A 24,320-nucleotide genomic window follows, 5' to 3' on the forward strand; every position below is an offset into this window, starting at 1 on the left:
CGACTCCGCGCCGACGCGGACCCGCCCGCCCGCCCGGCACGCTGGCGGGCATGCGTCCGTTCACCCGGAAGACCCTGCTGTGCCTGCACGTCGTGTCGTCGGTCGGCTGGCTCGGCGTCACGCTCGGCGACCTCGCCCTGGGCCTCGCCGCGTACGGCGACGCGACGCTCTACCGGGCGGTGGTCGTGCTGGCGGACTACGCCCTGGTGCCGCTGGGTCTGGTCGCGCTGGTCACCGGCGTGGTGCTGGCGCTGGGCACGCACTGGGGACTGGCCAAGCACTGGTGGGTGCTGATCAAGCTGGTGCTCACGGTCCTGGCCCTGGCCGCGACCACGTTCCTGCTGCGGTCGGCGGTGCGGGACGCGGCGGCGGGCGACCCGCGCGGGGCGTTGGACGTGGTGGTCGCGTCGTCGGTGTCGCTGACGGTCTACGTCGTGAGCACGGTGCTGTCGGTGTTCAAGCCCCGCGCCCGTACCCGGTGGGCCTGAACCGCGAACGCCGCCGCGCCGCGTGCGCGCCGAGTTCCTCCGGGTCGCAGTCGGCCAGGTGGTCGCGCACGAGCACGTGCGGGAACCGCGTGCCGTCCACCAGCAGCACGCGGTCGCGCGCGGTGTGCAGCAACGCCCGCCGCCGCACCGGCAGGTCGTGCAGCGTCAACGGCCGGGCCAGCACCTCGGCCAACGCCGACGACCGCGCGGCCAGCGGCGTCACGGCCAGTCCCACCAGCAGACCGGTGACCGGCGCGACCGCGTCCGGTCCCCACGGCGCCCCGGCCAACGCCGCCAGCCCGGCACCGGCGAACCCGGCCACCGGCAGCCAGCGCGGCCCCCGGCCCGGCGTGCGCCCGAGGTCGCACCACACCCGGGTCAGGCCGCCGGTCAGCAGACCCACGACCACACCCGACAACCCGATGCCCAGCCCCGCGGCCACCGCGGGCACCGGACCCGTCCACACCATGACCCCGGTCGGCACCAACGCGCACGCCGCCGCCCAGTAGCGGTCCCGGGTCAGGCCGCGCGCCACGGCGTACGCCACGACCACGGTCACCGCGAACGTCACCGGCCCCGGCCACCGCGCGAGCCGGTCGCCCAGTACGGCACCGAGCGTCGCGGCCACGCCGGCCACGCCGAAACCGAGCAGGAAACCCGTTGTCGCCCAACGCTTTCCGTGCGTGCCGGGGAAGCGCTCGACGAACCTGCCCTGGTTCAGCGCCACGCCGACGGTCGCCACGACCGCGGCCGGCACCAGACCCAGGCGCGCGCCCACGACCAGGCACAGCGCGGCCGACGCGCCGGCCAGCGACGCGGGGGAGGCCCGGCGGAACAGCCGCCACACCGCGTGCGGCGACACGAAGTCCAGCCACACCAGCCGACCCGGCAGCCGGTGCCGCGCGGCGAGGTCGCCCTCCCGGCGGGCGATCCGGGCCAGGAACCGCAACGCGCGCAACGTCCGCGTCGGCGCCTCGGGCCCGCGCGCGGCCGACTCGACCACGTAGGTGTCCAGCAACCCCCGGTACTCGGTGCGCCCGGTGCGGTAGGCCAGCGCCAGCAACCCGAACGCCAGCGGCGTGCGCACCTCGTCCCACACCTCGGGGTGCTTGGTCAACGCCTCGGCCAGCCCGTCCAGGCGCGGCTCGCAGGCGGTGATCAACGCCAGCACGTCCGTGCGCCGCAACGGTTCCACGCGTACCACGTCGTAGCGCGGCAGCCGCTCGTAGTCCTCGGTCGAGCAGCACAGCACGACGTGCGGAACGTCCAGCGCGGTCACCCACGCCAGGCACTCCGCCCGGTACCGCACGGGTACCTCGTCGAGCCCGTCGAGCAGCAGCGCGAACCGCCGTTCGCGCAACCAGTGGCGTGCCACGCGCGGCCCGATCCGGTACCGCGCGCGCAGTTCCCGCACCAGCCACTCGCCGAAGTCCCGCTCGGGCCGCCACCGCCCGAGGTCGAGCAGCACGGGCACGGGCCGGTCGGGGTTCTTGCGGGCGCGGGCCACCAGGGTCCCGGCCAGTTCCAGCAGCAACGTCGTCTTGCCCGCGCCGGGTTCGCCGACCACCACCAGCGGCACGCGCGCCCGGACGGGTAATCGGGGCGCGACCCGCGGTGCCACGCCGAGCTTGAGCCGGACCTGGGCGACCAGGGAGCCCTCGACGCGGTCGCGGACGTGCCGGTCGACCTGGTCGAGCACGGCGACCCGGTTGGCCGGGTGCGCGGGCCGGCGCCGGACCAGGCGTGCCGCGACCGGTTCCCACGCCGCGAGCACGGCGGCCATCACGCCGAGCGCCGCGAGCGCCGGCCACAGCCACGCGGCGTAGGGGCCGAGCACGCGGGGTGCGCTGCCTCCGGTCGCCGCGTTCAGGGCCACCGGCAGCACCACGAGGACCGCGACGCCGCCCACCCCGGCGAGTGCGGTCAGGCGCGTGACCCGTGCCCACCGTCGGTAGTCCATATGCCCCTTCCCGGCCCGGAATCGCACGGTAACGGCGATACCGGCCCGGTGGTAGGGCCCGGCACCCGGGTTTGGGCCGTTGGGACCAACGGCTTAGGGGGTGGTCAGGAACTCCACGAGCAGGCGGTTGACCTCCTCGGGCCGTTCGAGGAACCCGTAGTGCCCGGCGTCGGCGACCTCCGCGTACCGCGCGCCCGGGATGGCGTCGGCGACCTCGCGGGCCAGGTACGGCGGCAGCACGCGGTCGTCGGCGAACCCGACGACCAGGCACGGCACGGTCACGCCGCGCAGCCTCGGCCGCCGGTCCTCGTGGTCGTCCAGCTCCAACTGGGCGCGCACGCCGGGCGTGATCTCCTGGCCGCTGAACTCGAACACGTCCAACCAGTCCCGCGCCGCCACCGGGTCGCGCAGCGTGGCGGGGGACAGGTTCAGCACGGCGTTCACGGCCGCGTGGTAGCTCGCCGGCAGCGTCACGCGGTCGTCGAACAACGCCCGTTCACCCCGCGACATGGCCTGCGACACCGGGTCCACGCGGGCGGACGTGCCCAGCAGCACCGCCTTGCGCACCAGTTCCGGCCGCGTCACCACGAGTTCCTGCGCCACGTGCGCACCCATGGACGTGCCCACGACCGACGCCGGTCCGCCGCCCAGGTGCCCGATCAACGCGGCCACGTCGCCGACCAGGTCGGCCAGCCGGATGCCGGCCGCGCACTCGTCCGTCGGCGGGATGCCCCGGTTGTCCAGCGTGGCCACCCGGAACCCGGCCGCGCGCAACGCCGGAGCCTGGTGCGCCTGCCACACCCGACCCGGACCGCCGGTGCCCATCACCAGGACGACCAGTTCGCCCTCGCCGGAGACGTCGTAGCTGAGGTTGATCCCGTTGAGGGTCGTGATCGGCATGCGGGCAGGCTATAAGGTCGACCGCATGCGACGGATCGTGCTGTCGGGCTCCACGTTCGAGGAGAGCATCGGGTACGCGCGCGCCGTGGTCGACGGCGAGTGGGTGCACGTCTCCGGCACCACCGGTTTCGACTACACGACCATGACCATCGCCGAGGGCGTCGTGGCCCAGGCCGAACAGGCGCTGCGCAACATCGAATGGGCGCTGAAGGAGGCGGACGCGTCGTTCGCCGACGTCGTCCGCGTCACCTACTACCTGCCCGACGCCGCCGAGTTCGAACCGTGCCGGCCGGTGCTGCGCGCCGCGTTCGGCGACGTCCGCCCCGCCGCGACGATGCTGGAGGTCGGGCTGGCCGACCCGCGCATGCGCATCGAGATCGAGGTCACCGCGCACAAGCGGGCCTAACGCGGCCCGTTGGCCGCCCACTCGATCGCCGGGCAGCGGTCCATCACCATGTCGAGACCGGCGGCCGTGGTCCGGGCGTAGGCGTCCTCGTCGACCACGCCGAGTTGGAACCACACCGCCTTGGCGCCGATCGCCACCGCCTCGTCGGCGACCGCCCCGGCGGCCTCCGACCGGCGGAACACGTCGACCACGTCGACCGGGAACGGGATGTCGGCCAACGACCCGTAGCCCTGTTCCCCGTGCACGGTCGGCGCGTCCGGGTGCACGGGCACGATCCGCACCCCGTGCCGCCGGAGGAACGCGGCCACCCCGTACGCCGCCCGTCCCGGGTTCTCCGACAGACCCACCACCGCCCACGTGCCGCGCAGCGCCAGCACCCGACGGATGGTGTCGACCTCTCCCCACGCTTCTCCCATGACGCCACCCTAGGCCGCTGCTAGCATCGACGGCGGGCGTCCGGACGGGCGCGAGGCAGGAGCCACCCTCCCCGGCGACCGGTGGTGTTCCGCCGCAGGGTGCAGACACCCGCCGTCCGAAGTGGACGATGAACCCCCGCAGTCGACGCGCCACCGCGTCCTTAGTACCGCCGTGCCGGGCGGCGAGACCGAGGACATCGCCATGGCACGTTCGTCGCTCACCGACCGACTGGTCGATCTCCGCCGGGGCTACACCGGCGAGAACCTCTCCCAGGCCGTGCCCGCCGTCCGGGCCGCGCTGCACGCCGACGACGTCCGGCGCCGGGTCGCCGCCGCGCTCGACGGCGTGGGCACCGCGCGGGGCCTGGTCCTGCCCGACGCGGAGGACGACGCCCAGCGCGCTCTGGAGTGCGTGGTGTTCCAGGCGGGCACGGACGCGGGCGCGCACCTGCAACTGCGCCCGCCGGCCAGCATGCTGCGGCCCGCGCACGCGTTCCGGGCCGCCGAACCGGGGCCGCTGTCGCGGCTGCACCTGACCGGGTACGCGCTGGGCCCGCTGCTGTTCGAGCTGCTGCCCCGCGAGGAGGACGGGTGGCTCGCGGGCGTGCCCGGCCTGCGCACGCGGCAGCACCCGCGTTCGCTCGAACTCGTGCTGCTGGACACCGAAGCTTCGGTCGTATTCGCCGGAGTGGACGCCCGGCGGTTCGCCGAAGGCATGGATTACGTGCGCACGCTCATGACGGGACGCGGCCTGACCGGGGTATTCGTCGACGGGCCGCTGAGCGCAGCCGAACGCGACCACCTGGCCGAATTCCCGCGCCCGACCGGATTGGGCAGCGCGTTGCTGCGCCGCCCGCACCTGTTCGCCGACACGCCGTGGGTGCGCTCTTGGTCGCAAGGGGACACGTGGTGGGTCGAATGGCCGGAGAGCGTCGGCGTGACCGGTGTCGTCGACCGGTTGCTCGACCCGGTGTTCGGGTTCGCGAACGTGCGCGAGGTGCCCGGCGTCGCGGGCGGACTCGGGCTGTCGGACGGGTGGCGGGAATTGTTCCTGCGGGTGGTCGACGGGCCCGATCCGGCGCACGAGGAGGCGCTCGCCGCGGCGGATTGGCCCGAAGGGGTGACGGGTTGGGGCAGGACCACCTGAGCGGGGTCCTGATCGACCGGGCCGGGTGGCGCGAGCCCGGCCCGGGACACGCTCCGCGACCGGTGGTCGTGATCACGGGCCGAGCGCGCCGGCGGCGGTTGCGGCGCAGGTAGACTGCGCTTTCGCCCATCGCGACCGCGTGGGCCGTAGCGTCCCGCCGAACCCCAGGAGGACCCCGGTGACCCAGCAGGCTGCCGAGGCCGGGCCCGCGCCGCGTCGGGTGCTCGTCGCCGAGGACGAGGCCCTGATCCGCCTCGACCTCGTCGAGATGCTGCGCGAGGAGGGCTACGAGGTCGCCGGGCAGGCCGCCGACGGCGAGGAGGCCGTGGCGCTGGCCACCGAACTGCGTCCCGACCTGGTCATCCTCGACGTCAAGATGCCCAAGGTCGACGGGATCGAGGCGGCGGCGGCCATCGCGGGCGGGCGCATCGCGCCGGTCGTGATCCTCACCGCGTTCAGCCAGCGCGACCTCGTCGAGCGGGCGCGCGACGCGGGTGCGATGGCGTATTTGGTCAAGCCGTTCGCCAAGCGCGACCTGGTGCCCGCCATCGAATTGGCGATGAGCCGGTTCTCCGAACTCCAGGCGTTGGAGAACGAGGTCGCGGGGCTGACCGAACGGTTGGAGACGCGCAAGGTCGTCGAACGGGCCAAGGGTCTGCTCATGAGCAAGCAGGGGTTGTCCGAACCCGAGGCGTTCCGTTGGGTGCAGCGCACGGCGATGGACCGTCGCACCACCATGAAGGCCGTTGCCGAAGCGGTCATCGAAAACTTCGGTTGAGTTACCTGTTCGAGTATCGGACACTCCTTCGTGCACATTGTTCGTCACAGCCCGCAGTGGGATTGTGACCAGCGGCGATTTGCGCTGCATTCGGGCTTAATGCATGCGCGGATTTGACCGTGACTACCGTCACGATGTGGACACAGAGCCGGAAGACCACCTGTTCACCGAACCGGACGGAAGCTACGTTCCTGCCCTAACCCAAGCCCTCGTGTGGGGGCCTCGCCTACCCGGCGGGTTGGTTGGTCATGGGAGGTATTCCGGTGTCAGGAGCACGACTGGGCCGAGTCCTGGCGGTCGCCGCGGCGGCTTCGCTGGCGCTTTCGGCCTGTGCCGGCAGCGGTGGCGGCGGCGGGACAGGCGACGCCTCGGAGATCAAGATCGGCTTCATGGGTGACCTGACCGGCGAAGGCGCCGCGATCGTCATCCCGCCGTACAACGGCGCGAAGCTCGCGGTCGACGAGTACAACGCCAAGAACCCGAAGATCAAGGTCAACCTGATCAAGTACGACACCCAGGGCAAGTCCGACCAGGCGACGTCGCTGATCACCAAGGCCGTCGGCCAGGACAAGATCGCCGGCCTGATCGGCCCCGCCTTCTCGGGCGAGTCCAAGGCGATCGGCGGCCAGCTGGAGGAGAACAAGATCCCCAGCGTGTCCCCGTCGGCCACGGGCACCGGCCTGGCCAAGAACGGCTGGACCTACTGGCACCGCGTCGTCGCCAACGACGACGACCAGGGCCCCGGCATCGCGGACTTCCTGATCAAGGCGAAGAGCCCCAAGAAGGCGTTCGTCATCTCCGACGACCAGGAGTACTCCGTCGGCCTGGCCGAGGCGGTCGCCAAGAGCTTCACCGCCAAGGGCGTCACGGTCGAGACCGACAAGTTCGCCAAGGACGCGTCCGACTACTCGTCGACCGTCACCCGCGTGAAGTCGTCGGCCCCCGACGTGATCGTCTACGGCGGTTACTACGCGCAGGCCGGCAAGCTGCTCAAGCAGCTGCGTGACGGCGGCGTGACGGCCCCGTTCACCTCCGGTGACGGCTCGCTCGACGCGCAGCTCGTCGCCGCCGCGGGCAAGGAAGCCGCCGAAGGCGCCATCCTGGCCTGCCCGTGCAACATCCCCTACGCCAACGCGACGGGTGCGCAGAAGACCTTCTTCGACTCGTACAAGGCCGCGTACAAGACGGACCCGGCGATCTACTCGACCGAGGGCTACGACGCCGCGTCGACCTTCCTCAAGGCCATCGACGCCGGCAAGACCACGTCGACGGACATCAACGAGTTCCTCAAGACGCTAACGTTCGACGGTGTCTCGAAGAAGATCAAGTTCAAGTCCAACGGCGAGCCCGAGACGAGCGCGGTCTTCATCTACCAGGTCAAGGGCGGCGCGCTGAAGCTGCTGGGCCTGGCCTCCGAGGCCAAGCTGGAAGGCTGATCTCCGAGACGGCTCCACCGAGCACGTTCGTCCGGGCAGGTCCTTTCGGGACCGTCCAGGGCACGTTTCGTCTGGAGGGGGAGCGGGCGGCGCCGGAACCACGGCGCACCCGCTCCCCACCGCTATGGCGAGTCCTCTCCCCCCGCCCCGTCTCGTGAGGCCCACAAGTCATGTCTGATTTCCTCGACCAGTTCCTACCCAGCACCGTGGGTGGACTGGTGTTCGGCTCCATCTACGCGCTCGTCGCCCTCGGCTACACGATGGTCTACGGCGTGCTGCGCCTGATCAACTTCGCGCACTCCGAGATCTTCATGATCGGCACGTTCGCGTCGCTCGTGGTGGTCACCGCCGTCGCGCCCGACGTGCCGCTGACGGGCATCGCCCTGGTCGGCGTGCTGCTGCTGATGATGCTGGTGTCCGGCGCCGTCTCCGGCGGCGCCGCCGTGCTGCTGGAGCTGGTGGCCTACCGGCCGCTGCGGCGCAAGGGTGCCACCCGCCTCACCGCGCTGATCTCCGCGATCGGCGCGTCCCTGTTCCTCCAGGAGCTGTTCGCCCTCGTCGTCATCCCGGCCATCACCGGCAACCCGGGACGCAACCAGCAGTCGATCCCCCGCGTCGCGGCGCGCGACGTGCTGTTCCAGATCGGCAACGCGGACGTGCGCCTGGACCAGGTCATCGTGGTCGTCGCGGCGGTGATCATGATGGTCGCGCTCGACCGGGTGGTGAACCGCACCAGGATCGGCCGCGGCATCCGGGCCACCGCGCAGGACCCCGAAGCCGCCGTCCTCATGGGCGTCAGCATCGACAACATCGTGCGGACCACCTTCCTGCTCGGCGGTGCCATGGCCGGCATCGCCGGCGCCCTGTACCTGATGGAGTTCGAGAACACCGTCTTCAACATCGGGTTCGTGCTCGGCATCAAGGCGTTCACCGCGGCCGTCCTCGGCGGCATCGGCAACCTGCGCGGCGCGCTGCTCGGCGGCGTGGCGCTCGGCCTGATCGAGAACTGGGGCGCGATCTTCCTGGGTTCGGAGTGGAAGGACGTCATCGCGTTCACCGTGCTCGTGGTCGTCCTGATGTTCCGGCCCACCGGCATCCTGGGCGAATCCCTGCAAAAGGCCCGCGCGTGAAAGGCGACGCAGTGACCGGCACAACTAATCCGTTGAGGCGCGTCGGCGCGCTGGCCGACGGTCTCCGCGACTGGTGGGAGCACGCCAAGACCTGGCAGCGCTACCTCGTGTACCTGGCCGCGATCGGCCTGTCCCTGGTGCTGCCCGCGCCCTGGATCGGCTCGTTCATGTCGCCCGGCGCGGACTGGACCACGGTGCTGATCTACCCGATCGGCACGTACATCCTGCTCGCCGTCGGCCTGAACGTCGTCGTCGGCCAGGCCGGACTGCTGGACCTCGGCTTCGTCGCGTTCTTCGCGATCGGCGGGTACTCGGTCGCCTACTACGGCACGCACTACGGCTGGAACTACTGGGCCACCGTCGCGTTCGGCATCATCCTGGCCGCCGTCTCCGGCGTGATCCTCGGCGCGCCGACCCTGCGCCTGCGCGGCGACTACCTGGCGATCGTGACGCTGGGCTTCGGCGAGATCGTCCGGATCACGGCCAACAACACCGACGAGATCGGCGGCGCGCGCGGCATCGCGAACATCCCGCACCCGCCGCCCGTGTTCGGCACGAAGTTCCTGCTCGACCCGGCGCCGTACTACTACCTGATCGTCGCCGCGATCGTGCTGGTGATCATCTTCTCGGTGCGGTTGCAGAAGAGCCGCGTCGGCCGGGCCTGGGCCGCGATCCGCGAGGACGAGGACGCGGCCGAGCTGATGGGCGTGCCCACGTTCAAGTTCAAGCTGCTCGCGTTCGCGATCGGCGCCATGATCGGCGGCCTGGCCGGCGGCATCTACGCGGGCAAGGCCGTGTTCATCGAGCCGAACACGTTCCCGTTCATCCTGTCCGCGACGATCCTGGCCGCGGTCGTGCTCGGCGGCTCGGGCAACCTGCCCGGCGTCATCCTGGGCGCGTTCGTGATCGGCTGGCTGCCCGAGCGGTTCCGCGAGGTCGAGTGGCTCAAGGAAGCCCTGGGCCGCGACCCGGCCGAGTACCGCATCCTGCTGTTCGGCGGCGTGCTCGTGCTGATGATGGCGCTGCGGCCGGAAGGCCTGCTGCCGTCACGACGGCGCAAGGCCGAACTGCACGAGGGCACCGGCGGCATGGGCACCCTGGGTGCCGAGGTCCCCGGCCCGGACACCGACGTCGCGACCTCGGAGGCGGCCAAGTGAGCACTCCGGTCCTCAAACTCGACCAGGTCGTCATGCAGTTCGGCGGCGTCCGGGCACTGGGCGGCGCCGACTTCCACATCGACCAGGGCGAGATCTTCGGCCTCATCGGCCCCAACGGCGCGGGCAAGACCACGGTGTTCAACGTGGTCACCGGCGTCTACCAGCCGACCGAGGGCCAGGTGCTGTTCAACGGCGCGCGCATCGACGGCAAGAAGCGGTTCCGCATCACCAAGCTCGGCATCGCCCGCACGTTCCAGAACATCCGGCTGTTCCACAACATGTCGGCGTTGGAGAACGTGATGGTCGGCGCGGACGCGCACCACAGGACCGGTGCCATCGGTGCCACGCTGAACCTGCCATGGCACCGCAAGGAGGAGAAGCGCGGACGCGAGCTGGCGCGGGAGCTGCTCGACTTCGTCGGCATCTCCGCGCGGATGACCGAGACCGCGAAGAACCTGGCCTACGGCGACCAGCGCCGGCTGGAGATCGCGCGCGCGTTGGCGACCGATCCCAAGCTGCTGCTGCTCGACGAACCGGCGGCGGGCATGAACCCGGCGGAGAAGGAGGCGCTCCAGGCGCTCATCCGCAAGATCCGGGACAGCGGACGGACCGTGCTGCTGATCGAGCACGACATGAGTCTGGTCATGGGCGTCAGCGACCGGGTCGCGGTGCTCGACTTCGGCCAGCTGATCGCGGAAGGACTCCCGGCCGACGTGCAGAACGACCCGAAGGTCATCGAGGCGTACCTGGGGGTGTCCGAAGATGCTTCTTGAGATCAAGGACATCCACGTCCACTACGGGAAGATCGCCGCGATCAAGGGCATCAGCCTGGAGGTCGGCGAGGGCGAGATCGTGTCGCTGATCGGCGCCAACGGCGCGGGCAAGACGACGACGCTCAAGACGATCTCGGGCCTGCGCCCGTTGACGTCGGGGTCGATCCTGTTCGATGGCGCGGACATCTCCAGGATGCCCGGCCACAAGCGGGTCGTGGCGGGCATCGGGCAGTCGCCGGAAGGTCGGGGCGTGTTCCCCGGCATGACGGTGCAGGAGAACCTGCTCATGGGCGCCTACACGCGCAAGGACGACCTGACGGCGGACCTCGACGAGGTCTACGAGCTGTTTCCCCGGTTGGCCGAGCGCAAGACGCAGTTCGGCGGCACGATGTCCGGCGGTGAGCAGCAGATGATCGCCATCGGGCGGGCGTTGATGACCAAGCCCCGGGTGCTGCTGCTCGACGAGCCGTCGATGGGGCTCGCGCCGAAGTTGATCGCCCAGATCTTCGAGATCATCAAGGAGATCAACAAGCGGGGGACGACGGTGCTGCTGGTGGAGCAGAACGCCCGTCAGGCTCTGAAGTTGTCGGATCGGGCTTATGTCCTGGAGACGGGGCGTGTGGTCAAGAGCGCTCCCGGTCTGGACCTGTTGGACGATCCTCAGGTGCGTGCCGCCTATCTCGGCGGTCACTGACCTTCGTGGTGCCTCTGGGGGCCCGTCGCACCTTCCAGGGTGCGGCGGGCCCCTTCCCGTCTCGCGAGTTATACGTTCAGGCACCGCGAGTTGTGCACTCAGGCACCGCGAGTCCTCTGTTCGGACACCCTGAAATACGCGTTCAGGCTCCCTCGATCGAGGGTGCTTGGCCTCGGCGTTGTTTCACCTCAAGGGGATGTCGGTGCTCTGGTCGTCCTTCAGGTCTGTGAGTGTCGGGCCGCCCCATACGCGCAATGTCACGGGCGTCCGGTCGCGTGGCAGGTCGTAGTAGACGTCGAACTCCATCCGGACGTTCGAGCCCAGGTCGATCTCGTCGGGTTGACGTCTGATCGTCATCGCCTGCTCGTCGACCTGGTGCGTGCCGCCCTGGTCGTCCACGAGCACCTGTCGTCGGGCGTCCAGCAGGATCGAACCGCGCCCGGTGTTCACCACGCTGATGCGGATGCGCACGAACGCGCCCTTCGCCGGCCACTCCGCGTGGGAGCCGAACACCGAGTCGAGGCCGGTCGTCACGCCCAGCAGGGTGAACGCCGTGTCGCCGTCCGACGTCGTCGGAGCGGAGGGCACGCGTTCGTCCGGCCGCACGGTCTGCGGCGGCACGGGGTACGTCGACGGCACGGGTGCCGGTGTCGGGGCGGCGGCGCACCCCGCGAGCACCAGCAGTCCCGCCAACGCCGCTCTCATGCGTCGCGCAGGAAACACGTGAGGCGGGCCGTGGACACCCGCCGGTCCTTCTCGTCGGTGAGCACGATCTCGTACGTGGCCGTGCTGCGTCCCCGGTGCACGGGCGTGCACACGCCGGTCACCAGCCCTTCGGTCACCGCGCGGTGGTGCGTGCACGACAGCTCCAGGCCGACCGCCACACGATCCGGTGACGCGTGCAGGGCCGCCGCGATCGAGCCGAGGGTCTCCGCGAGTACCGCGTTCGCGCCGCCGTGCAGCAGCCCGTACGGCTGGCGGTTGCCCTTCACCGGCATCGTCCCCTCGAGCCGGTCGGCATCCCATCGGGTGATCTCGATTCCGAGCTTCGCGGCGAGCTGCTCGGGCGCGTCGGCGATCAGGTCCGGAAGCGATGTCACGGGCTGCTCCACTCGGTGCGGGACTGTCGTACCCCCACCCTAGACTCGACCCGTGAGCACCCCCGCGGACACCACCGGAGCCTCCCGCCTGCTGCTGGTCGACGGCCACTCGATGGCCTACCGGGCGTACTTCGCGCTGCCCAAGGAGAACTTCCGGACGGCGACCGGTCAGACCACCAACGCCGTCTACGGCTTCACCTCGATGCTGATCAACCTGCTGCGCGACGAGAAACCGACGCACGTCGCGGTCGCGTTCGACGTCTCGCGCCGGACCTTCCGCACCGAGGCGTACGCCGACTACAAGGCCGGGCGCAGCGAGACGCCGGACGACTTCCGCGGGCAGGTGAGCCTGATCCAGGACGTGCTCGCCACGCTGTCGATCCCCACGGTGAGCAAGGAGAACTACGAGGCCGACGACCTCATCGCCACGCTCACCACCCAGGCCACCGCGCTCGACTACGAGGTGCTGATCTGCACCGGCGACCGTGACGCGCTGCAGCTCGTGACCGACCGGGTCACCGTGCTCTACCCGGTCAAGGGCGTCTCCGAGCTGGCCCGGTACACCCCCGCGCTGGTGCTGGAGAAGCAGGGCGTCACGCCCGACCGCTACGCCGACTACGCGGCCGTGCGCGGCGATTCCTCCGACAACCTGCCCAACACGCCCGGCGTCGGACCGAAGACGATCGTCAAGCTGCTCACCGAGTACGGCTCGCTCGGCGGCCTGGTCGACCGGGTCGACGAGGTCAAGGGCAAGGTCGGCGAGGCGCTGCGGGCCAACCTGCCCAACATCCTGCTCAACCGGCAGCTCACCGAGCTGGTGCGCGACGTCGAACTGCCGCTCGGTCCGGTCGAGCTGGAAGCCAAGCCGTGGGACCGCGACGCCGTGCACCGGCTCTTCGACGAGCTGGAGTTCCGCGTCCTGCGCGACCGCCTGTTCGCCACGCTGTCCACGGCCGAACCCGAGGCCGAGGAGGGCTTCGAGGTCTCCGGTGGCGCGATCGAGCCCGGCGGGGTCGCCGCGTGGCTCGACGAGCACGCCCGGTCGGGCCGGGTCGGGCTGTCCTTCCGGCACACCGGCGTCGACCTGGAGGGCCTGGCGCTCGCGTCCGGCGGCGTCGGCGGGTACGCGGCCACCGCGACCTTGACGCCGGCGGACGAGGCCGCGTTGTCCGCCTGGCTGGCCGACCCGGCGGTGCCCAAGGCCGCCCACGACCTCAAGCTGCCGCTGCGTGCCGTGCGGGCGCGCGGGTGGACGTTGCGCGGCGTCACCAGCGACACGGCCCTGGCCGCGTACCTGGTGCGTCCCGGGCAGCGGTCGTTCGCGTTGGACGACCTGGCGTTGCGCTACCTCAAGCGCGAGCTGCGGGCCGAGGAGTCCGACGACGGCCAGCTCTCGCTGCTCGCGGACGAGGAGGAGGAACGCCAGAAGATCGCGACCGGCGCCATCCTGCGGGCGTTCGCGGTCGCGGAGCTGGCCGACGCGCTCGACGGCGAGTTGCGCGACACCGGCCAGGCGGAGCTGCTCGCCGGGCTGGAGCTGCCGCTGGAGGTCGTGCTCGACGAGGTCGAGGCCGTGGGCATCGCGATCGACAGCACGCGCCTGGCCTCGCTGGAGGCGCACTTCGCGGCGGGCGTGAAGCAGGCCGCGCAGGACGCGTACGCGGTCATCGGCAAGGAGATCAACCTCGGCTCGCCCAAGCAGCTCCAGGCGGTGCTGTTCGACGAGCTGGACATGCCCAAGACCAAGAAGACCAAGACCGGGTACACCACGGACGCGGACGCGTTGCAGAACCTGTTCGAGCAGACCGGGCACCCGTTCCTGCAGTACCTGCTGGCGCACCGCGACGTGACCCGGCTCAAGTCCACTGTGGACGGTCTGCTCAAGGCGGTCGCGGACGACGGGCGCATCCACACCACGTTCCACCAGACCATCGCCGCCACCGGCCGGCTGTCGTCGACCGACCCGAACCTGCAGAACATCCCGATCCGCACCGACGAGGGCCGTCGCATCCGGCAGGCGTTCGTGGTCGGGCCCGGCTACGCCGAGCTGATGACCGCCGACTACAGCCAGATCGAGATGCGGATCATGGCCCACCTGTCCGGCGACGAAGGGCTGATCGAGGCGTTCCGCAGCGGCGAGGACCTGCACACGTTCGTGGCGTCGCGGGCGTTCTCCGTGCCGACCGCCGAGGTGACGGCCGAGCAGCGGCGCCGGGTCAAGGCGATGAGCTACGGCCTGGCCTACGGGCTGTCGGTATACGGCCTGGCGCAGCAGTTGCGGATCTCGGCGGCCGAGGCGACCGAGCAGATGGAGGCGTACTTCAGCCGCTTCGGCGGGGTGCGCGACTACCTGCACACGATCGTCGAGGACGCCCGCCACAAGGGCTACACCGAGACCATCCTCGGCCGGCGCCGCTACCTGCCCGACCTGACCAGCGACAACCGGCAGCGCCGCGAGATGGCCGAGCGGATGGCCCTCAACGCCCCGATCCAGGGCAGTGCCGCCGACATCGTCAAGGTGGCCATGCTGGGGGTGTTCCGCGCGCTGGAGGAAAGCGGCCTGCGGTCCCGGATGCTGTTGCAGGTGCACGACGAACTGGTGCTGGAGATCGCGGACGGCGAGCGCGAGGCCGTCGAGGAACTGGTCCGCGCGCACATGGGCGGCGCCTACGAACTGTCCGTGCCGTTGGAGGTCTCGGTGGGCGTGGGCCGTTCCTGGGACGACGCCGCCCACTGACCGATGCCGCGTGCCGACCGGCCGACGAAGCCGTCGGACCGGTCGGCACCCAGGCCGGGAGGTCCGGCCGGCGGTCGCCCGGGACTCGAGCGGGCTCGTTCGTGCTGCCCGGCACGCGGGGCAAGAGGGTTGTCCGGTCGGTGGTCGCCCGGGACGGCCGGGCTCGTTCGTGTCGGTCGGCACGCGGGGCAAGAGGTTGTCCGGGTTGGTCGACCCCCAAGGCGAACGGGGTCGCCTTGGGCTGGTCGTCGCCCGACCCGAACGGGTCGTCCGGGCCGGGTTCGGGAATCGGGTCCGGAGTCCGCGCGGGAGAACGTGGTCAGCAGGTCGAGAACAGGACGCGGAACGCGGCGGCGCTGCCCGCTTCGTCATCGTCGCGTGTGGCCTCGCGCAGGGCCTTCGCCGCTTCGTGGCAGGCGGCCATCGTCCGCGCTTCCCGCTCGGCGGCCCGAAGTGCGGAGTCGGCGTCCGCGCGGGTGGCGGGGGAGTGGGACGGGACGCCGGCGGCCGGGTCGGGTGCGGTACCGGGCGGTGTCGGATACGGCACAGGATCGGCTGTCGGGTCCGGCGTCGACACCGCGGCCGGATCGGCCTCCGGCGTGACGCGGTGCGGTGGTTCGGGTGTCGCCCGGCCGGAAAGCGTGTCGTACCAGGACGTCGCGGCCAATGCCGCCGCCAACGCCACCGAGGCCGCCACCGCGGTGCTCCGTCTCATCCGTCCCCCCGAGTTCGGATCGACCAAGATCATTCCACGGTGCCTGATCGGCCGCACCGCTTCGGCGCAAGGTCTACCGCCGGTGCGCCGGCGGCGCGTGCGGTGCCACTCGAACGGTGGCATCCGCACGGTCTCGTCGAGAGGTCTCCCGCGACGGGGCGGTGACGGCTAGCCTGGCCCGGTGCCGTTGCCGGGACCAGTCGCCGACCTGCCGCACGCACCACGCCGGGTGCCTGCCGTCGGCACGGCCGGACCGTCCCACGTGGACGACCGTCCACAGCGGACTTTCCGGCGGACTTTCCGGCGGCGGCACTCGCCAGGCACGCCGACCCGGTGCCACCACCCGCGACCCGCGCACGGCCGGACCCGCGTGCGGATCGACCGGGTGCCGGCGGCCGGGTGGCGCGGGGTGGACCGGTGGCGTCCGGGTCCGCCGTCACGAGCGGTCGAAGGGGAGGCGGTGCGGTGAACACGGCGTTGGTGCTGGGCGGGACGGGCATGCTCAAGGGATGCGTCGACGACCTCGTCGACCAGGGGTGGTACGTGGTCCTGCCGTGCCGGCGGCCCCAACCCGGACTCGGTCAGGCCGCGCGGACGGCGCTGCGTCGACGCGGGCACGTGCCGCACCGGGCGCGTTCGGGCGGGCAGCGTTCGGTGGAGGCGGACTGGGGACAGCCCGCCGAACTCGCCGAGCGCGTGGCGGACGCCCTCGGTGGCCACGCCGACCTGCTGGTGGCGTGGGTGCACGCGGCATACCGGGACGAGGTACTGCGCGCGGTCGGTCCGCTGCTGGCGCCCCGGGCCCCCGTCGTCGAGGTGCACGACAGCCCCGCGATCAGCGCCGTGCGCGGCATGCCCGACCCGGTCCTGCCCGACCACCCGACCCAGCAGGTGGTGCTGGGCCACATCCGCGACGGCGGTCGCCTGCGCTGGCTGACCCACCACGAGACGAGCGTCGGCGTGTCGGAGGCCGTCCTCCGCGCCCTGGCCGGTCGCGCCCCGTCCGTGCACCACGTGGGCGTGGTCGACCGCTACGACCCCGCCTGACCGCGAGTCCTCCACTCGGACACCCCGAAACACGCACTCGAACACCGCGAAATACGCACTCAGGCACTCCGAAATGCGCGTTCGGGCACCCCGAACCCCGCCCGGTCACGACCGGAACCGGGCTAAGCCCCGCCCAGGCCGCGCACGAGCACGAGCACCGCGTCCCGGGTCTGCGCGAGTGTCCGCTCGGGCTGGAAGACCTGCCAGTCCACGGCCACCACGAGCAGGGTCCCGAACAACGCCGCCGCCGCGGTCCCGACATCCACCCCGGCGGGCAACCGCCCCGTGTCGGCCAGACGGCCCATGTGACCGCGGATGATCGACACCAGGTCGTCCCGCAGCAGTCGCAACGTGTCGTGCCACTGCCCCGGCGTGCGCCACAGCTCCCCGACCAGCAGCTGCCCGAACGCCGGGTACTCGGCGAAGAACCCGAGCATCCCCTCCACCAGCGCGGGCACCGCGTCGTCCGCCGACTCGGCCGCCCGCAGTCGCGCCGCCAGCAGGTCCACCCCGTGCCGCAACAGCTCGTCGACGAGCGCGTCCTTGCCCGCGAAGTTGTAGTAGACCGTGCCCTTCGCCACACCGGCCTCGGCCGCGATCTCGTCCACCGTCACGTGCGCGGCACCACGCTCGCCGACCAGGCGCAACGCCGCGTCGAACAGCTTCTGCCTGGTCACGGCGGTACGGGAGGTCACAGCACCAGCTCTGGCGCGAGGCGAGACGGGGTCCACACCCGCTGCTTGTACGCGGCGAACGTCGACAAGGCAAGGGCGCCGACGAGGTAGCAGAGCAGGATCAGCGCGTCCCGTCCCACGCCGTCGAGGTCGCCGCCGTACATCAGGTGCCGCAGTCCGTCGACCGCGTAACCCATGGGCAGCCCGTAGTGCAGCGGGTACAGCGGCACCGGGATCGTCTGCCACGGGAACGTGCCGCCCGCGCTGACCAGCTGCAGGATCAGCAGCACCAGGCCGACGAACTTGCCCACCGCGCCCAGCAGCGCGTTGAGCGCGTGCAGGATCGCCACGAAGGTCGCCGAGGTCAGCAACAGGAACGCCAACGTCGTCACCCCGTGCACAGGCCGGATGCCGACGACCAACGTCACCGCCGAGTACATGACCACGACCTGCGCCATGCCCAGCAGCGCACCCGGCAGCCACCCGCCGACCGCGATCCGGACCGGCATCTGCCGGGCCGCGAGCGCCCGCCGGGACAACGGCTTGAGCAGCAGGAACAGCACGAACGCGCCGATCCACGTGGCCAGCCCCAGGAAGAACGGCGCGAGCCCGCCGCCGTAGCTGCCCGCCGCCGTCTGCGACACCCCGTGCACGGCCACCGGGTCGCCGATGGTGGTCGCGGTCGACTCGCGGGTCGGGTCGTCGGGCGACGGGATGCGCGCCACGCCCTCGGCCAGCCCGTCGCGCAGCCGGGTCGTGCCGTCCAGGAGTTGCTGTTGGCCGTCCTTCAACCGCACGGCACCGTCGCGCGCGGTGACCAATCCCGACGACAGGCTGCCCGCGCCGTCGTCCAACGTGGCCACGGCCTCGCTCAACGCGGGCGTGTTCGCGGCCAGCAGCGCCGCGCCGTCGGACACCTGACGCGCGCCGTCGGCCAGTTGCCGCAACTGCCCGGACGTGCGCTGCACCTCGGCGTTCGCCCCGTCGACGGTCTCCCGCGCCTGGCCGAGCGCGCCCAGCACGCCCTGGATCTGCTCGTCGGTGAACCCGAGTTCGCGCAGCCGCACGGCCACCGCGCCGTCGGACTGGTCGAGTTTCGTCGTCAGCTCCTGCGCTTTGGCCGCGTAGTCGGCCGCGGTCGCGGCGACGACCTCGTCACCGTCGGCCACCTGCTTCGCGCCGTCCGCGAGCCGCCGGGTCTGCGTGGGCAACTCCGCGGTCCCGGACCGCAACTGTGTCAACCCCGACGACAACCGACCGGCACCGTCGCTCAACGGCACGAGCCCGTCGGCCAGCGCGGTCACGCCGTCGAGCGCCTGTCGCTGACCGTCGGCCAGTTTCGTCGCGCCGTCGGCGGCCTCGGCGGTCTCGCGCCGGATCGTCGAGAACCCGAGCAGCAGCTGGTCGGCGGCCGCCGACCCGACCCGTGCCGACACCGACCGGCGGACCTCGGCCACGACCTGGTTCGCGATCGTGCTGCCGAGGTAGTTGTTGGCGTCGTTGGTGGTCAACGTGATCACGCCCTGGCGCGGTGTGAAATCGGCGGACGACAGCAGCGACTTCGAGAAGTCCGCCGGCAGCGTCAACGCGAACGTGTAGGTGCCGTCGCGCACGCCCCGCTCGGCGGCGTCGGCGGCCACGCGCTCCCACCGGAACTTCGCGCCCGAGACCAGTTCGTCCGCGACCTGGCCGCCCGCGTCGAACGCCGATCCATCGCTCTTCGTCGCGCCTTTGTCCTCGACGACGAGCGCGGCGGGCACCTGGCCGAGATGCGAGTACGGGTCCTTGTTCGCGTAGAGGTACAGCGACGCATAAAGCAGTGGCACGAGCACCAGTGCCAGCACGGCGAGCCTGGGCAGCTTGCCGGACGTGATGCGGCGCAACTCGTTGAAGGCCATGCGCAGCGAGGTCACTCGGACTCCCCGTCGGTGGTGTGGTCGCCGATCCGCACGGCGGGCACGTCGAGCGCGGCGGCGGACGTCGTGGCGCACAGGACGACGACCGAGCGGTCCGGCGTCACGTGGGCGCGGGCCAGCGCCCACCACCCGGCCGGGTCACCGTGGTAGCGGTCGGGCGAGTCGAGCACGAGTACGGCCGCGTCGGGCCGGCCGGCGGCGAGTTCGAGCGTCACCGCGCACCGGACCGCCGGCGGCACCCGGTCGAACCGGTGTTTGAGGTAGGCGTCGGCGTCGCGGTCGGCGAGCCAGTCCGCGACCGCGCGCCGCCCGCTGGGCAGGCCGTTGACCGCCAGTTCCTCGCCGACGACGCCCGCGAGCGTGAGCGACGCCTCGGGTTCGTTCACGTCCGGCAGGTCGACCGGGACGACGTGGCGGCGCAGGTCGGCCGGGTCGGGCCAGACCTGCCCGGAGGTGGGCCGCAGGCGGCCGGCCAGCACGAGGGCGAGCGCGGTGTGCCCGGTGCCCGGATCGCCCGCGACCAGCACGGCCGTGCCCGGCGGCACGACCAGGCTGGTCGGTTCGAGCAGTGGACCGTGGGCGCCGGTCACGCCGACGGCCCGAGCGCGGATCTGCACCGCGACCTCCTTTGAACTGACTGGTCAGTTCAAATAGTTGCGCGGACGGGTCCGTCGCGCAACCCGGGTGTGGCGGTCAGCGCAGGGCGCCCGCCGGGCGGACCTCCCAGACGGTCCACAGTGGACGATAACCCTGACGCGGCCAGAACACCGACGAGAGCGGGTTCGGCGGGTTGTAGTAGAGGTACGTGCCGACCGTGCCCAGCCGGGCCAGTTCGCGGTGCGCGTGCGCCATCAGCCGCCGCCCCACGCCCGTGCCCCGCGCGCCCGGCGGCACCGACACGCAGTTCACATACCCCCAGCGGCCGGTCGGCAGGCGCGTGGCCGCCCAGTTGCCCGGCTCCGACGTCACCAGCGAGCACTCCGCGAGCCCGACCGCGATCCCGTCCCGCTCGGCCAGCCACGCCGGACCGCCCGCCGCCAACCGCTCGGCCAGCGCCCGCCGCTTGACCTCCGCCGCCTCCGGCCGCAGCACGGTCGACCCGACCTGCGCCGAGTACCGCAGTTCGGCCAGCGCCAGCGCGAGCACGGTGTCCAGGTCGTCCGGCCCGGCCGCCCGCACGGTCACGCCCGGCGGTTCCGGCGGCGGCGCGGCCCGGCGCACGGCCACCACGGTCAGCGGCACGAAGCCGTGGTCCAGCAGGACCCCGGTCGCCTCGACGTCCCGGCTCGGCCAGGTCAGCACGCACGCCGAGTCCGTCGCGGCCGGGCGTAACGCGTCCAACCGCCGTCGCCACGCGCGCAGCAGCGCGTCCATGCCCGCCGCGCCCGCGCCGCCCAGCAGCGGCGTCAGCTCCCACACCTCGGTCGCCGACCACAGGCGCGCGGCGGACATCCGCTCGTGCACCTGGTGCCGCAGCACCCCCGCGACCCGGCTGCCGTCGGGCAGGGCGGCGGTGACCACGTCGCCGTCCGGCGGGTCGGACACCGGCGGCACCAGCGGGTCGAGCGTGGACAACCTCGTGCCCTGTGCCGCCACCAGCGCGTCCACCAGCCCCCGACCGACGGTCATGGACCGCAGGCTACGGCGTGCGCGTGCGGAAGATCGCCGTGCCCGGGAACAGCTTCCCGCGCAGCGGACTCCACTGTCCCCAGTTGCGCTCGTGCCCCGCCGGCCACTCCGGCTCGACCACGTCCTCGACCAGGAAACCCGCGCCGACCAACGCGCGGACGTAGTCGCCCAGCGTCCGGTGATGCTCCACATAGGTCGCCCGACCGGTGCCGTCGACCTCCACGTAAGGCGTGCGGTCGAAGTAGGAGTGCGTGACGGTGAGTCCGGCCGGCCCCGGATCGTCGGGGAAGATCCACCGCATCGGGTGGTTCACCGCGAACACCCACGGCGCGTCCGGCCGCAACACCCGGCGCACCTCGCGGAACACCTCGGCCACGTCCGCCACGAACGGCACCGCGCCGAACGCCGAGCACGCCGCGTCGAACGACCCGGCCGCGAACGGGAGCTGGTCGGCGCTGGCCTGTACCAGCGGCACGTCGATCCCGGTCGCCGCGCCCGCCGCGCGGGCGTGCCGCAGCATCCCGGCGGAGATGTCCAGGCCCACCGGCTCCGCACCCTCGCGCCGCAGCCACCGCGCGCACGGCGCCGACCCGCATCCGATCTCCAGCACCCGCAGCCCGGTCACGTCGCCCAGCAGCCGGGCGTCCTCCTCGCGCACGCCCTCGGGGCACCAGACGAAGTCCGCCGCGCCCAGGAAATCGCCGTGCTCGGCGTGGTAGTCGTCCGCGTCGGCGTCCCACCAGACCCGGTTGGCGACGCGCGACTCGGCGGCGTCCACCCCGCGCCGGGCCACCCCGGTCGTGCCGAGGGTCAGTTCCGCGCTCGCGTGCTGCTGGGACACACTGCTCCATTCCAGGGACCGGTTTGCCCGGCGGTCGAAGGACCACGTACGATAACGCCCGCGTAGTGGGTTCGCGCTGCCCGTGATCGGTGAACATTTCGAACGTCGGTCCGAAGCGGCGGTGCCCGCGCGTCGCGCACCACCGAACCCGCAGGCCAGACAACCCCAATCCGTACCGGAGCCACCTACCTGATGTCCACCGACACCACCACTGTCCCGGCTGCCACCGCGCCGAAGCAGCAGATCGCGATCAACGATATCGGGACGGAGGAGGACTTCCTCGCCGCCATCGACAAGACCATCAAGTACTTCAACGATGGCGATATCGTCGAGGGCACCATCGTCAAGGTCGACCGGGACGAGGTCCTGCTCGACATCGGCTACAAGACCGAGGGCGTCATCCCCTCGCGCGAGTTGTCGATCAAGCACGACGTCGACCCCAACGAGGTCGTCAAGGTCGGTGACGAGGTCGAGGCCCTCGTCCTCCAGAAGGAGGACAAGGAAGGTCGCCTGATCCTCTCCAAGAAGCGCGCCCAGTACGAGCGCGCGTGGGGCACCATCGAGGCCCTCAAGGAGAAGGACGAGCCGGTCAAGGGCACCGTCATCGAGGTCGTCAAGGGTGGTCTCATCCTGGACATCGGTCTGCGCGGCTTCCTCCCCGCCTCGCTCGTGGAGATGCGCCGCGTGCGCGACCTCCAGCCGTACGTCGGCCGCGAACTCGAGGCCAAGATCATCGAGCTGGACAAGAACCGCAACAACGTGGTCCTGTCCCGTCGCGCCTGGCTGGAGCAGACCCAGTCCGAGGTGCGCAGCGAGTTCCTCAACCAGCTCCAGAAGGGCCAGGTCCGCAAGGGCGTCGTGTCCTCGATCGTCAACTTCGGTGCCTTCGTGGACCTGGGTGGCGTCGACGGCCTGGTGCACGTCTCCGAGCTGTCCTGGAAGCACATCGACCACCCCTCCGAGGTCGTCGAGGTCGGCCAGGAGGTCACGGTCGAGGTCCTCGACGTCGACATGGAGCGCGAGCGTGTGTCGCTGTCGCTCAAGGCGACGCAGGAAGACCCGTGGCGCCAGTTCGCCCGCACCCACGCGATCGGCCAGATCGTGCCGGGCAAGGTCACCAAGCTGGTTCCGTTCGGTGCGTTCGTCCGCGTGGACGAGGGCATCGAGGGCCTGGTCCACATCTCCGAGCTGGCCGAGCGCCACGTCGAGATCCCGGAGCAGGTCGTGCAGGTCGGCGACGACGTCATGGTCAAGGTCATCGACATCGACCTGGACCGGCGCCGGATCTCGCTGTCGCTCAAGCAGGCCAACGAGGGCTTCACGGTCGACTCCGAGTTCGACCCGACCCAGTACGGCATGGCCGCCGAGTACGACGACCAGGGGAACTACATCTACCCCGAGGGCTTCGACCCGGAGACCCAGGAGTGGCAGGAAGGCTTCGACAAGCAGCGCGAGGAGTGGGAGCGGCAGTACGCCGAGGCCCACACGCGCTACGAGGCCCACATCAAGCAGATCGCCAAGGCCGCCGCGGCCGAGGAAGAGGCGGCGGGGGAGACCAACTACTCCTCCGGCGGCGACGCCCCGGCAGCCGCGTCGTCCACCGGCGGTGCCCCGGCGCAGGCCGGCGGCACGCTGGCCAGTGACGAGCAGCTCGCGGCGCTCCGCGAGAAGCTGTCGGGCGGCGCCTGACCACAGGCATGATCACGGCCCCGCACCGTTACGGTGCGGGGCCGTCGTCTTGCGCTATCTTGGGGAACCTATGGGCAGGCGGATGCTGGTGCCGGCGGTGTTGTCGGTGGTGCTGGGCACGGCCTGCGCCACGACCGCGCCGAGCGTGCCCAAGACCCCGCAGATCCCCACGATCCTGCCGCCCACCACGGTCGTGCGGACCCCGGCCATGGTCGACCGCGCACCGCCGGACGAGTGCGAGCTGATCGTCCCGGTCGAGGTGCTCAACCAGAAGCTGGGCCGCGAGATCGGCGGCGAGACGCGCGGCATCGTCGGCGTCCCCGAGCCCACACTGGGCCGCACGGCCAAAATGGACTGCTACTACGGCGTCGGCGAGCGGCAGCCGTTGGCCGCCGCGCCGGTGGTCGTCGGCCTCGCGACCTACGCCGACGACGCCACCGCCAAGGACCGTGTGACCGACAGCGTCGACGCCGAACGCCGCGAGGGCGCCACCGTCGGCGAGACCGACGTCGGCAAGCTCAAGGCCGCGGTCGTGACCACGTCGACCGAACGCCTCCTGCTCGGCTCGCTGGGCAAGACCACGTTCGTGGTGCGGATCAAGACCGGCTTCCTGCCCGACGACCAGAGCACGCCGTTCCTCGCCGCCGTCGCGCAGCAGGCCATGACCCCGGTCGAGGACGCCTGACC

The 24,320-nt window shown here is 71.6% G+C and carries 24 protein-coding genes; 13 read left to right on the top strand and 11 right to left on the bottom strand.

Going from position 1 to position 24,320, the window contains the following annotated elements:
* Positions 1–50: 50 nt before the first annotated feature.
* Complete coding sequence (locus tag F4559_RS08140; protein ID WP_184667196.1) at positions 51–488, top strand: DUF2269 domain-containing protein; 438 nt, start codon at positions 51–53, stop codon at positions 486–488.
* Here the strand turns inward: F4559_RS08140 and F4559_RS08145 are convergent.
* Together F4559_RS08145 and F4559_RS08150 are read right to left on the bottom strand one after the other, a co-directional pair.
* Positions 457–2,448, bottom strand: coding sequence for an NACHT domain-containing protein (locus F4559_RS08145; RefSeq protein WP_184667197.1), 1,992 nt, complete (start codon positions 2,446–2,448; stop codon positions 457–459). The genes F4559_RS08140 and F4559_RS08145 overlap by 32 nt on opposite strands.
* A gap of 93 nt (positions 2,449–2,541) precedes the next feature.
* Positions 2,542–3,348: an alpha/beta fold hydrolase gene (locus tag F4559_RS08150; RefSeq protein ID WP_184667198.1), complete on the bottom strand. Its 807-nt coding sequence runs from the start codon at positions 3,346–3,348 to the stop codon at positions 2,542–2,544.
* A gap of 25 nt (positions 3,349–3,373) precedes the next feature.
* On the opposite strand from F4559_RS08150, the gene F4559_RS08155 reads away from it, so the two are divergent.
* Positions 3,374–3,754, top strand: a complete 381-nt coding sequence (locus F4559_RS08155; protein WP_184667199.1) for a RidA family protein — start codon at positions 3,374–3,376, stop codon at positions 3,752–3,754.
* Here the strand turns inward: F4559_RS08155 and F4559_RS08160 are convergent.
* Complete coding sequence (locus F4559_RS08160) at positions 3,751–4,170, bottom strand: CoA-binding protein (protein ID WP_184667200.1); 420 nt, start codon at positions 4,168–4,170, stop codon at positions 3,751–3,753. The genes F4559_RS08155 and F4559_RS08160 overlap by 4 nt on opposite strands.
* A gap of 202 nt (positions 4,171–4,372) precedes the next feature.
* Here F4559_RS08160 and F4559_RS08165 point away from each other — a divergent pair, with 202 nt between their 5' ends.
* From F4559_RS08165 to F4559_RS08195, 7 genes are all read left to right on the top strand, one after another.
* Positions 4,373–5,317 (top strand): basic helix-loop-helix domain-containing protein, encoded by a 945-nt coding sequence (locus F4559_RS08165; RefSeq protein WP_184667201.1) that lies wholly within the window; start codon positions 4,373–4,375, stop codon positions 5,315–5,317.
* Positions 5,318–5,495: 178 nt separating this feature from the next.
* A complete protein-coding gene (locus F4559_RS08170; protein WP_184667202.1) occupies positions 5,496–6,095 on the top strand; it encodes an ANTAR domain-containing response regulator in 600 nt (199 codons plus the stop codon).
* A gap of 263 nt (positions 6,096–6,358) precedes the next feature.
* The gene (locus F4559_RS08175) at positions 6,359–7,531 is read left to right on the top strand and encodes a branched-chain amino acid ABC transporter substrate-binding protein (protein ID WP_312865519.1); all 1,173 of its coding nucleotides are present in this window, start codon (positions 6,359–6,361) and stop codon (positions 7,529–7,531) included.
* A gap of 170 nt (positions 7,532–7,701) precedes the next feature.
* On the top strand, positions 7,702–8,661 hold the full coding sequence (locus tag F4559_RS08180; protein WP_184667204.1) for a branched-chain amino acid ABC transporter permease: 960 nt from the start codon (positions 7,702–7,704) through the stop codon (positions 8,659–8,661).
* Positions 8,658–9,818 carry an ABC transporter permease subunit gene (locus tag F4559_RS08185; protein ID WP_184667206.1) on the top strand — a complete coding sequence of 387 codons (1,161 nt, stop codon included), beginning with the start codon at positions 8,658–8,660 and terminating at the stop codon, positions 9,816–9,818. The genes F4559_RS08180 and F4559_RS08185 overlap by 4 nt, the downstream gene beginning before the upstream one ends.
* Positions 9,819–9,850: 32 nt before the next feature.
* Positions 9,851–10,591, top strand: coding sequence for an ABC transporter ATP-binding protein (locus F4559_RS08190; protein ID WP_184675554.1), 741 nt, complete (start codon positions 9,851–9,853; stop codon positions 10,589–10,591).
* On the top strand, positions 10,581–11,285 hold the full coding sequence (locus F4559_RS08195) for an ABC transporter ATP-binding protein (protein WP_184667208.1): 705 nt from the start codon (positions 10,581–10,583) through the stop codon (positions 11,283–11,285). Before F4559_RS08190 ends, F4559_RS08195 begins: the two co-directional genes overlap by 11 nt.
* A 183-nt stretch (positions 11,286–11,468) precedes the next feature.
* On the opposite strand, the gene F4559_RS08200 is transcribed toward F4559_RS08195, so the two are convergent.
* A complete protein-coding gene (locus tag F4559_RS08200) occupies positions 11,469–11,990 on the bottom strand; it encodes a DUF4352 domain-containing protein (RefSeq protein ID WP_184667210.1) in 522 nt (173 codons plus the stop codon).
* Positions 11,987–12,385 (bottom strand): hotdog fold thioesterase, encoded by a 399-nt coding sequence (locus F4559_RS08205; RefSeq protein WP_312865520.1) that lies wholly within the window; start codon positions 12,383–12,385, stop codon positions 11,987–11,989. Before F4559_RS08205 ends, F4559_RS08200 begins: the two co-directional genes overlap by 4 nt.
* A 112-nt stretch (positions 12,386–12,497) precedes the next feature.
* Between F4559_RS08205 and polA the strand changes: the two genes are divergently transcribed.
* Positions 12,498–15,122 (top strand): DNA polymerase I, encoded by a 2,625-nt coding sequence (gene polA / locus F4559_RS08210; RefSeq protein WP_184675556.1) that lies wholly within the window; start codon positions 12,498–12,500, stop codon positions 15,120–15,122.
* Positions 15,123–15,441: 319 nt separating this feature from the next.
* On the opposite strand, the gene F4559_RS08215 is transcribed toward polA, so the two are convergent.
* Positions 15,442–15,837, bottom strand: coding sequence for a hypothetical protein (locus F4559_RS08215; protein ID WP_184667214.1), 396 nt, complete (start codon positions 15,835–15,837; stop codon positions 15,442–15,444).
* 465 nt (positions 15,838–16,302) lie between these two features.
* Here F4559_RS08215 and F4559_RS08220 point away from each other — a divergent pair, with 465 nt between their 5' ends.
* Positions 16,303–16,884: a Rossmann-fold NAD(P)-binding domain-containing protein gene (locus tag F4559_RS08220; protein WP_312865522.1), complete on the top strand. Its 582-nt coding sequence runs from the start codon at positions 16,303–16,305 to the stop codon at positions 16,882–16,884.
* Between the two features lie 122 nt (positions 16,885–17,006).
* Here F4559_RS08220 and F4559_RS08225 read toward each other — a convergent pair whose 3' ends face one another.
* The 5 genes from F4559_RS08225 to F4559_RS08245 form a co-directional block, all read right to left on the bottom strand.
* Positions 17,007–17,579, bottom strand: a complete 573-nt coding sequence (locus tag F4559_RS08225) for a TetR family transcriptional regulator (protein ID WP_184667216.1) — start codon at positions 17,577–17,579, stop codon at positions 17,007–17,009.
* A complete protein-coding gene (locus tag F4559_RS08230) occupies positions 17,576–19,471 on the bottom strand; it encodes a YhgE/Pip family protein (RefSeq protein WP_184667218.1) in 1,896 nt (631 codons plus the stop codon). Before F4559_RS08230 ends, F4559_RS08225 begins: the two co-directional genes overlap by 4 nt.
* Positions 19,468–20,091 (bottom strand): ATP-binding cassette domain-containing protein, encoded by a 624-nt coding sequence (locus F4559_RS08235; RefSeq protein WP_184667220.1) that lies wholly within the window; start codon positions 20,089–20,091, stop codon positions 19,468–19,470. The genes F4559_RS08230 and F4559_RS08235 overlap by 4 nt, the downstream gene beginning before the upstream one ends.
* Positions 20,092–20,167: 76 nt before the next feature.
* Positions 20,168–21,103, bottom strand: a complete 936-nt coding sequence (locus F4559_RS08240) for a GNAT family N-acetyltransferase (protein WP_184667222.1) — start codon at positions 21,101–21,103, stop codon at positions 20,168–20,170.
* Between the two features lie 10 nt (positions 21,104–21,113).
* Entirely contained in the window at positions 21,114–21,944 is an 831-nt protein-coding gene (locus F4559_RS08245; protein ID WP_184667224.1) for a class I SAM-dependent methyltransferase, read from the bottom strand.
* 192 nt (positions 21,945–22,136) lie between these two features.
* On the opposite strand from F4559_RS08245, the gene rpsA reads away from it, so the two are divergent.
* Together rpsA and F4559_RS08255 are read left to right on the top strand one after the other, a co-directional pair.
* Positions 22,137–23,633 (top strand): 30S ribosomal protein S1, encoded by a 1,497-nt coding sequence (gene rpsA, locus F4559_RS08250; RefSeq protein ID WP_184667226.1) that lies wholly within the window; start codon positions 22,137–22,139, stop codon positions 23,631–23,633.
* A 70-nt stretch (positions 23,634–23,703) separates the two neighbouring features.
* Positions 23,704–24,318: a hypothetical protein gene (locus tag F4559_RS08255; protein WP_184667228.1), complete on the top strand. Its 615-nt coding sequence runs from the start codon at positions 23,704–23,706 to the stop codon at positions 24,316–24,318.
* The last annotated feature ends 2 nt before the right edge of the window (positions 24,319–24,320 follow it).

The organism is Saccharothrix violaceirubra, from assembly GCF_014203755.1.
Classification (GTDB): Bacteria; Actinomycetota; Actinomycetes; order Mycobacteriales; family Pseudonocardiaceae; genus Actinosynnema; species Actinosynnema violaceirubrum.

What these genes read in the sequence shown, in the direction of transcription:
- F4559_RS08140 (WP_184667196.1), top strand. Translation starts at nt 51, where the DNA reads ATGCGTCCGTTCACCCGGAAGACCCTGCTGTGCCTGCACGTCGTGTCG.
- F4559_RS08145 (WP_184667197.1), bottom strand. Translation starts at nt 2,448, where the DNA reads ATGGACTACCGACGGTGGGCACGGGTCACGCGCCTGACCGCACTCGCC.
- F4559_RS08150 (WP_184667198.1), bottom strand. Translation starts at nt 3,348, where the DNA reads ATGCCGATCACGACCCTCAACGGGATCAACCTCAGCTACGACGTCTCC.
- F4559_RS08155 (WP_184667199.1), top strand. Translation starts at nt 3,374, where the DNA reads ATGCGACGGATCGTGCTGTCGGGCTCCACGTTCGAGGAGAGCATCGGG.
- F4559_RS08160 (WP_184667200.1), bottom strand. Translation starts at nt 4,170, where the DNA reads ATGGGAGAAGCGTGGGGAGAGGTCGACACCATCCGTCGGGTGCTGGCG.
- F4559_RS08165 (WP_184667201.1), top strand. Translation starts at nt 4,373, where the DNA reads ATGGCACGTTCGTCGCTCACCGACCGACTGGTCGATCTCCGCCGGGGC.
- F4559_RS08180 (WP_184667204.1), top strand. Translation starts at nt 7,702, where the DNA reads ATGTCTGATTTCCTCGACCAGTTCCTACCCAGCACCGTGGGTGGACTG.
- F4559_RS08190 (WP_184675554.1), top strand. Translation starts at nt 9,851, where the DNA reads ATGCAGTTCGGCGGCGTCCGGGCACTGGGCGGCGCCGACTTCCACATC.
- F4559_RS08195 (WP_184667208.1), top strand. Translation starts at nt 10,581, where the DNA reads ATGCTTCTTGAGATCAAGGACATCCACGTCCACTACGGGAAGATCGCC.
- F4559_RS08200 (WP_184667210.1), bottom strand. Translation starts at nt 11,990, where the DNA reads ATGAGAGCGGCGTTGGCGGGACTGCTGGTGCTCGCGGGGTGCGCCGCC.
- polA (WP_184675556.1), top strand. Translation starts at nt 12,498, where the DNA reads ATGGCCTACCGGGCGTACTTCGCGCTGCCCAAGGAGAACTTCCGGACG.
- F4559_RS08215 (WP_184667214.1), bottom strand. Translation starts at nt 15,837, where the DNA reads ATGAGACGGAGCACCGCGGTGGCGGCCTCGGTGGCGTTGGCGGCGGCA.
- F4559_RS08240 (WP_184667222.1), bottom strand. Translation starts at nt 21,103, where the DNA reads ATGACCGTCGGTCGGGGGCTGGTGGACGCGCTGGTGGCGGCACAGGGC.
- rpsA (WP_184667226.1), top strand. Translation starts at nt 22,137, where the DNA reads ATGTCCACCGACACCACCACTGTCCCGGCTGCCACCGCGCCGAAGCAG.
- F4559_RS08255 (WP_184667228.1), top strand. Translation starts at nt 23,704, where the DNA reads ATGGGCAGGCGGATGCTGGTGCCGGCGGTGTTGTCGGTGGTGCTGGGC.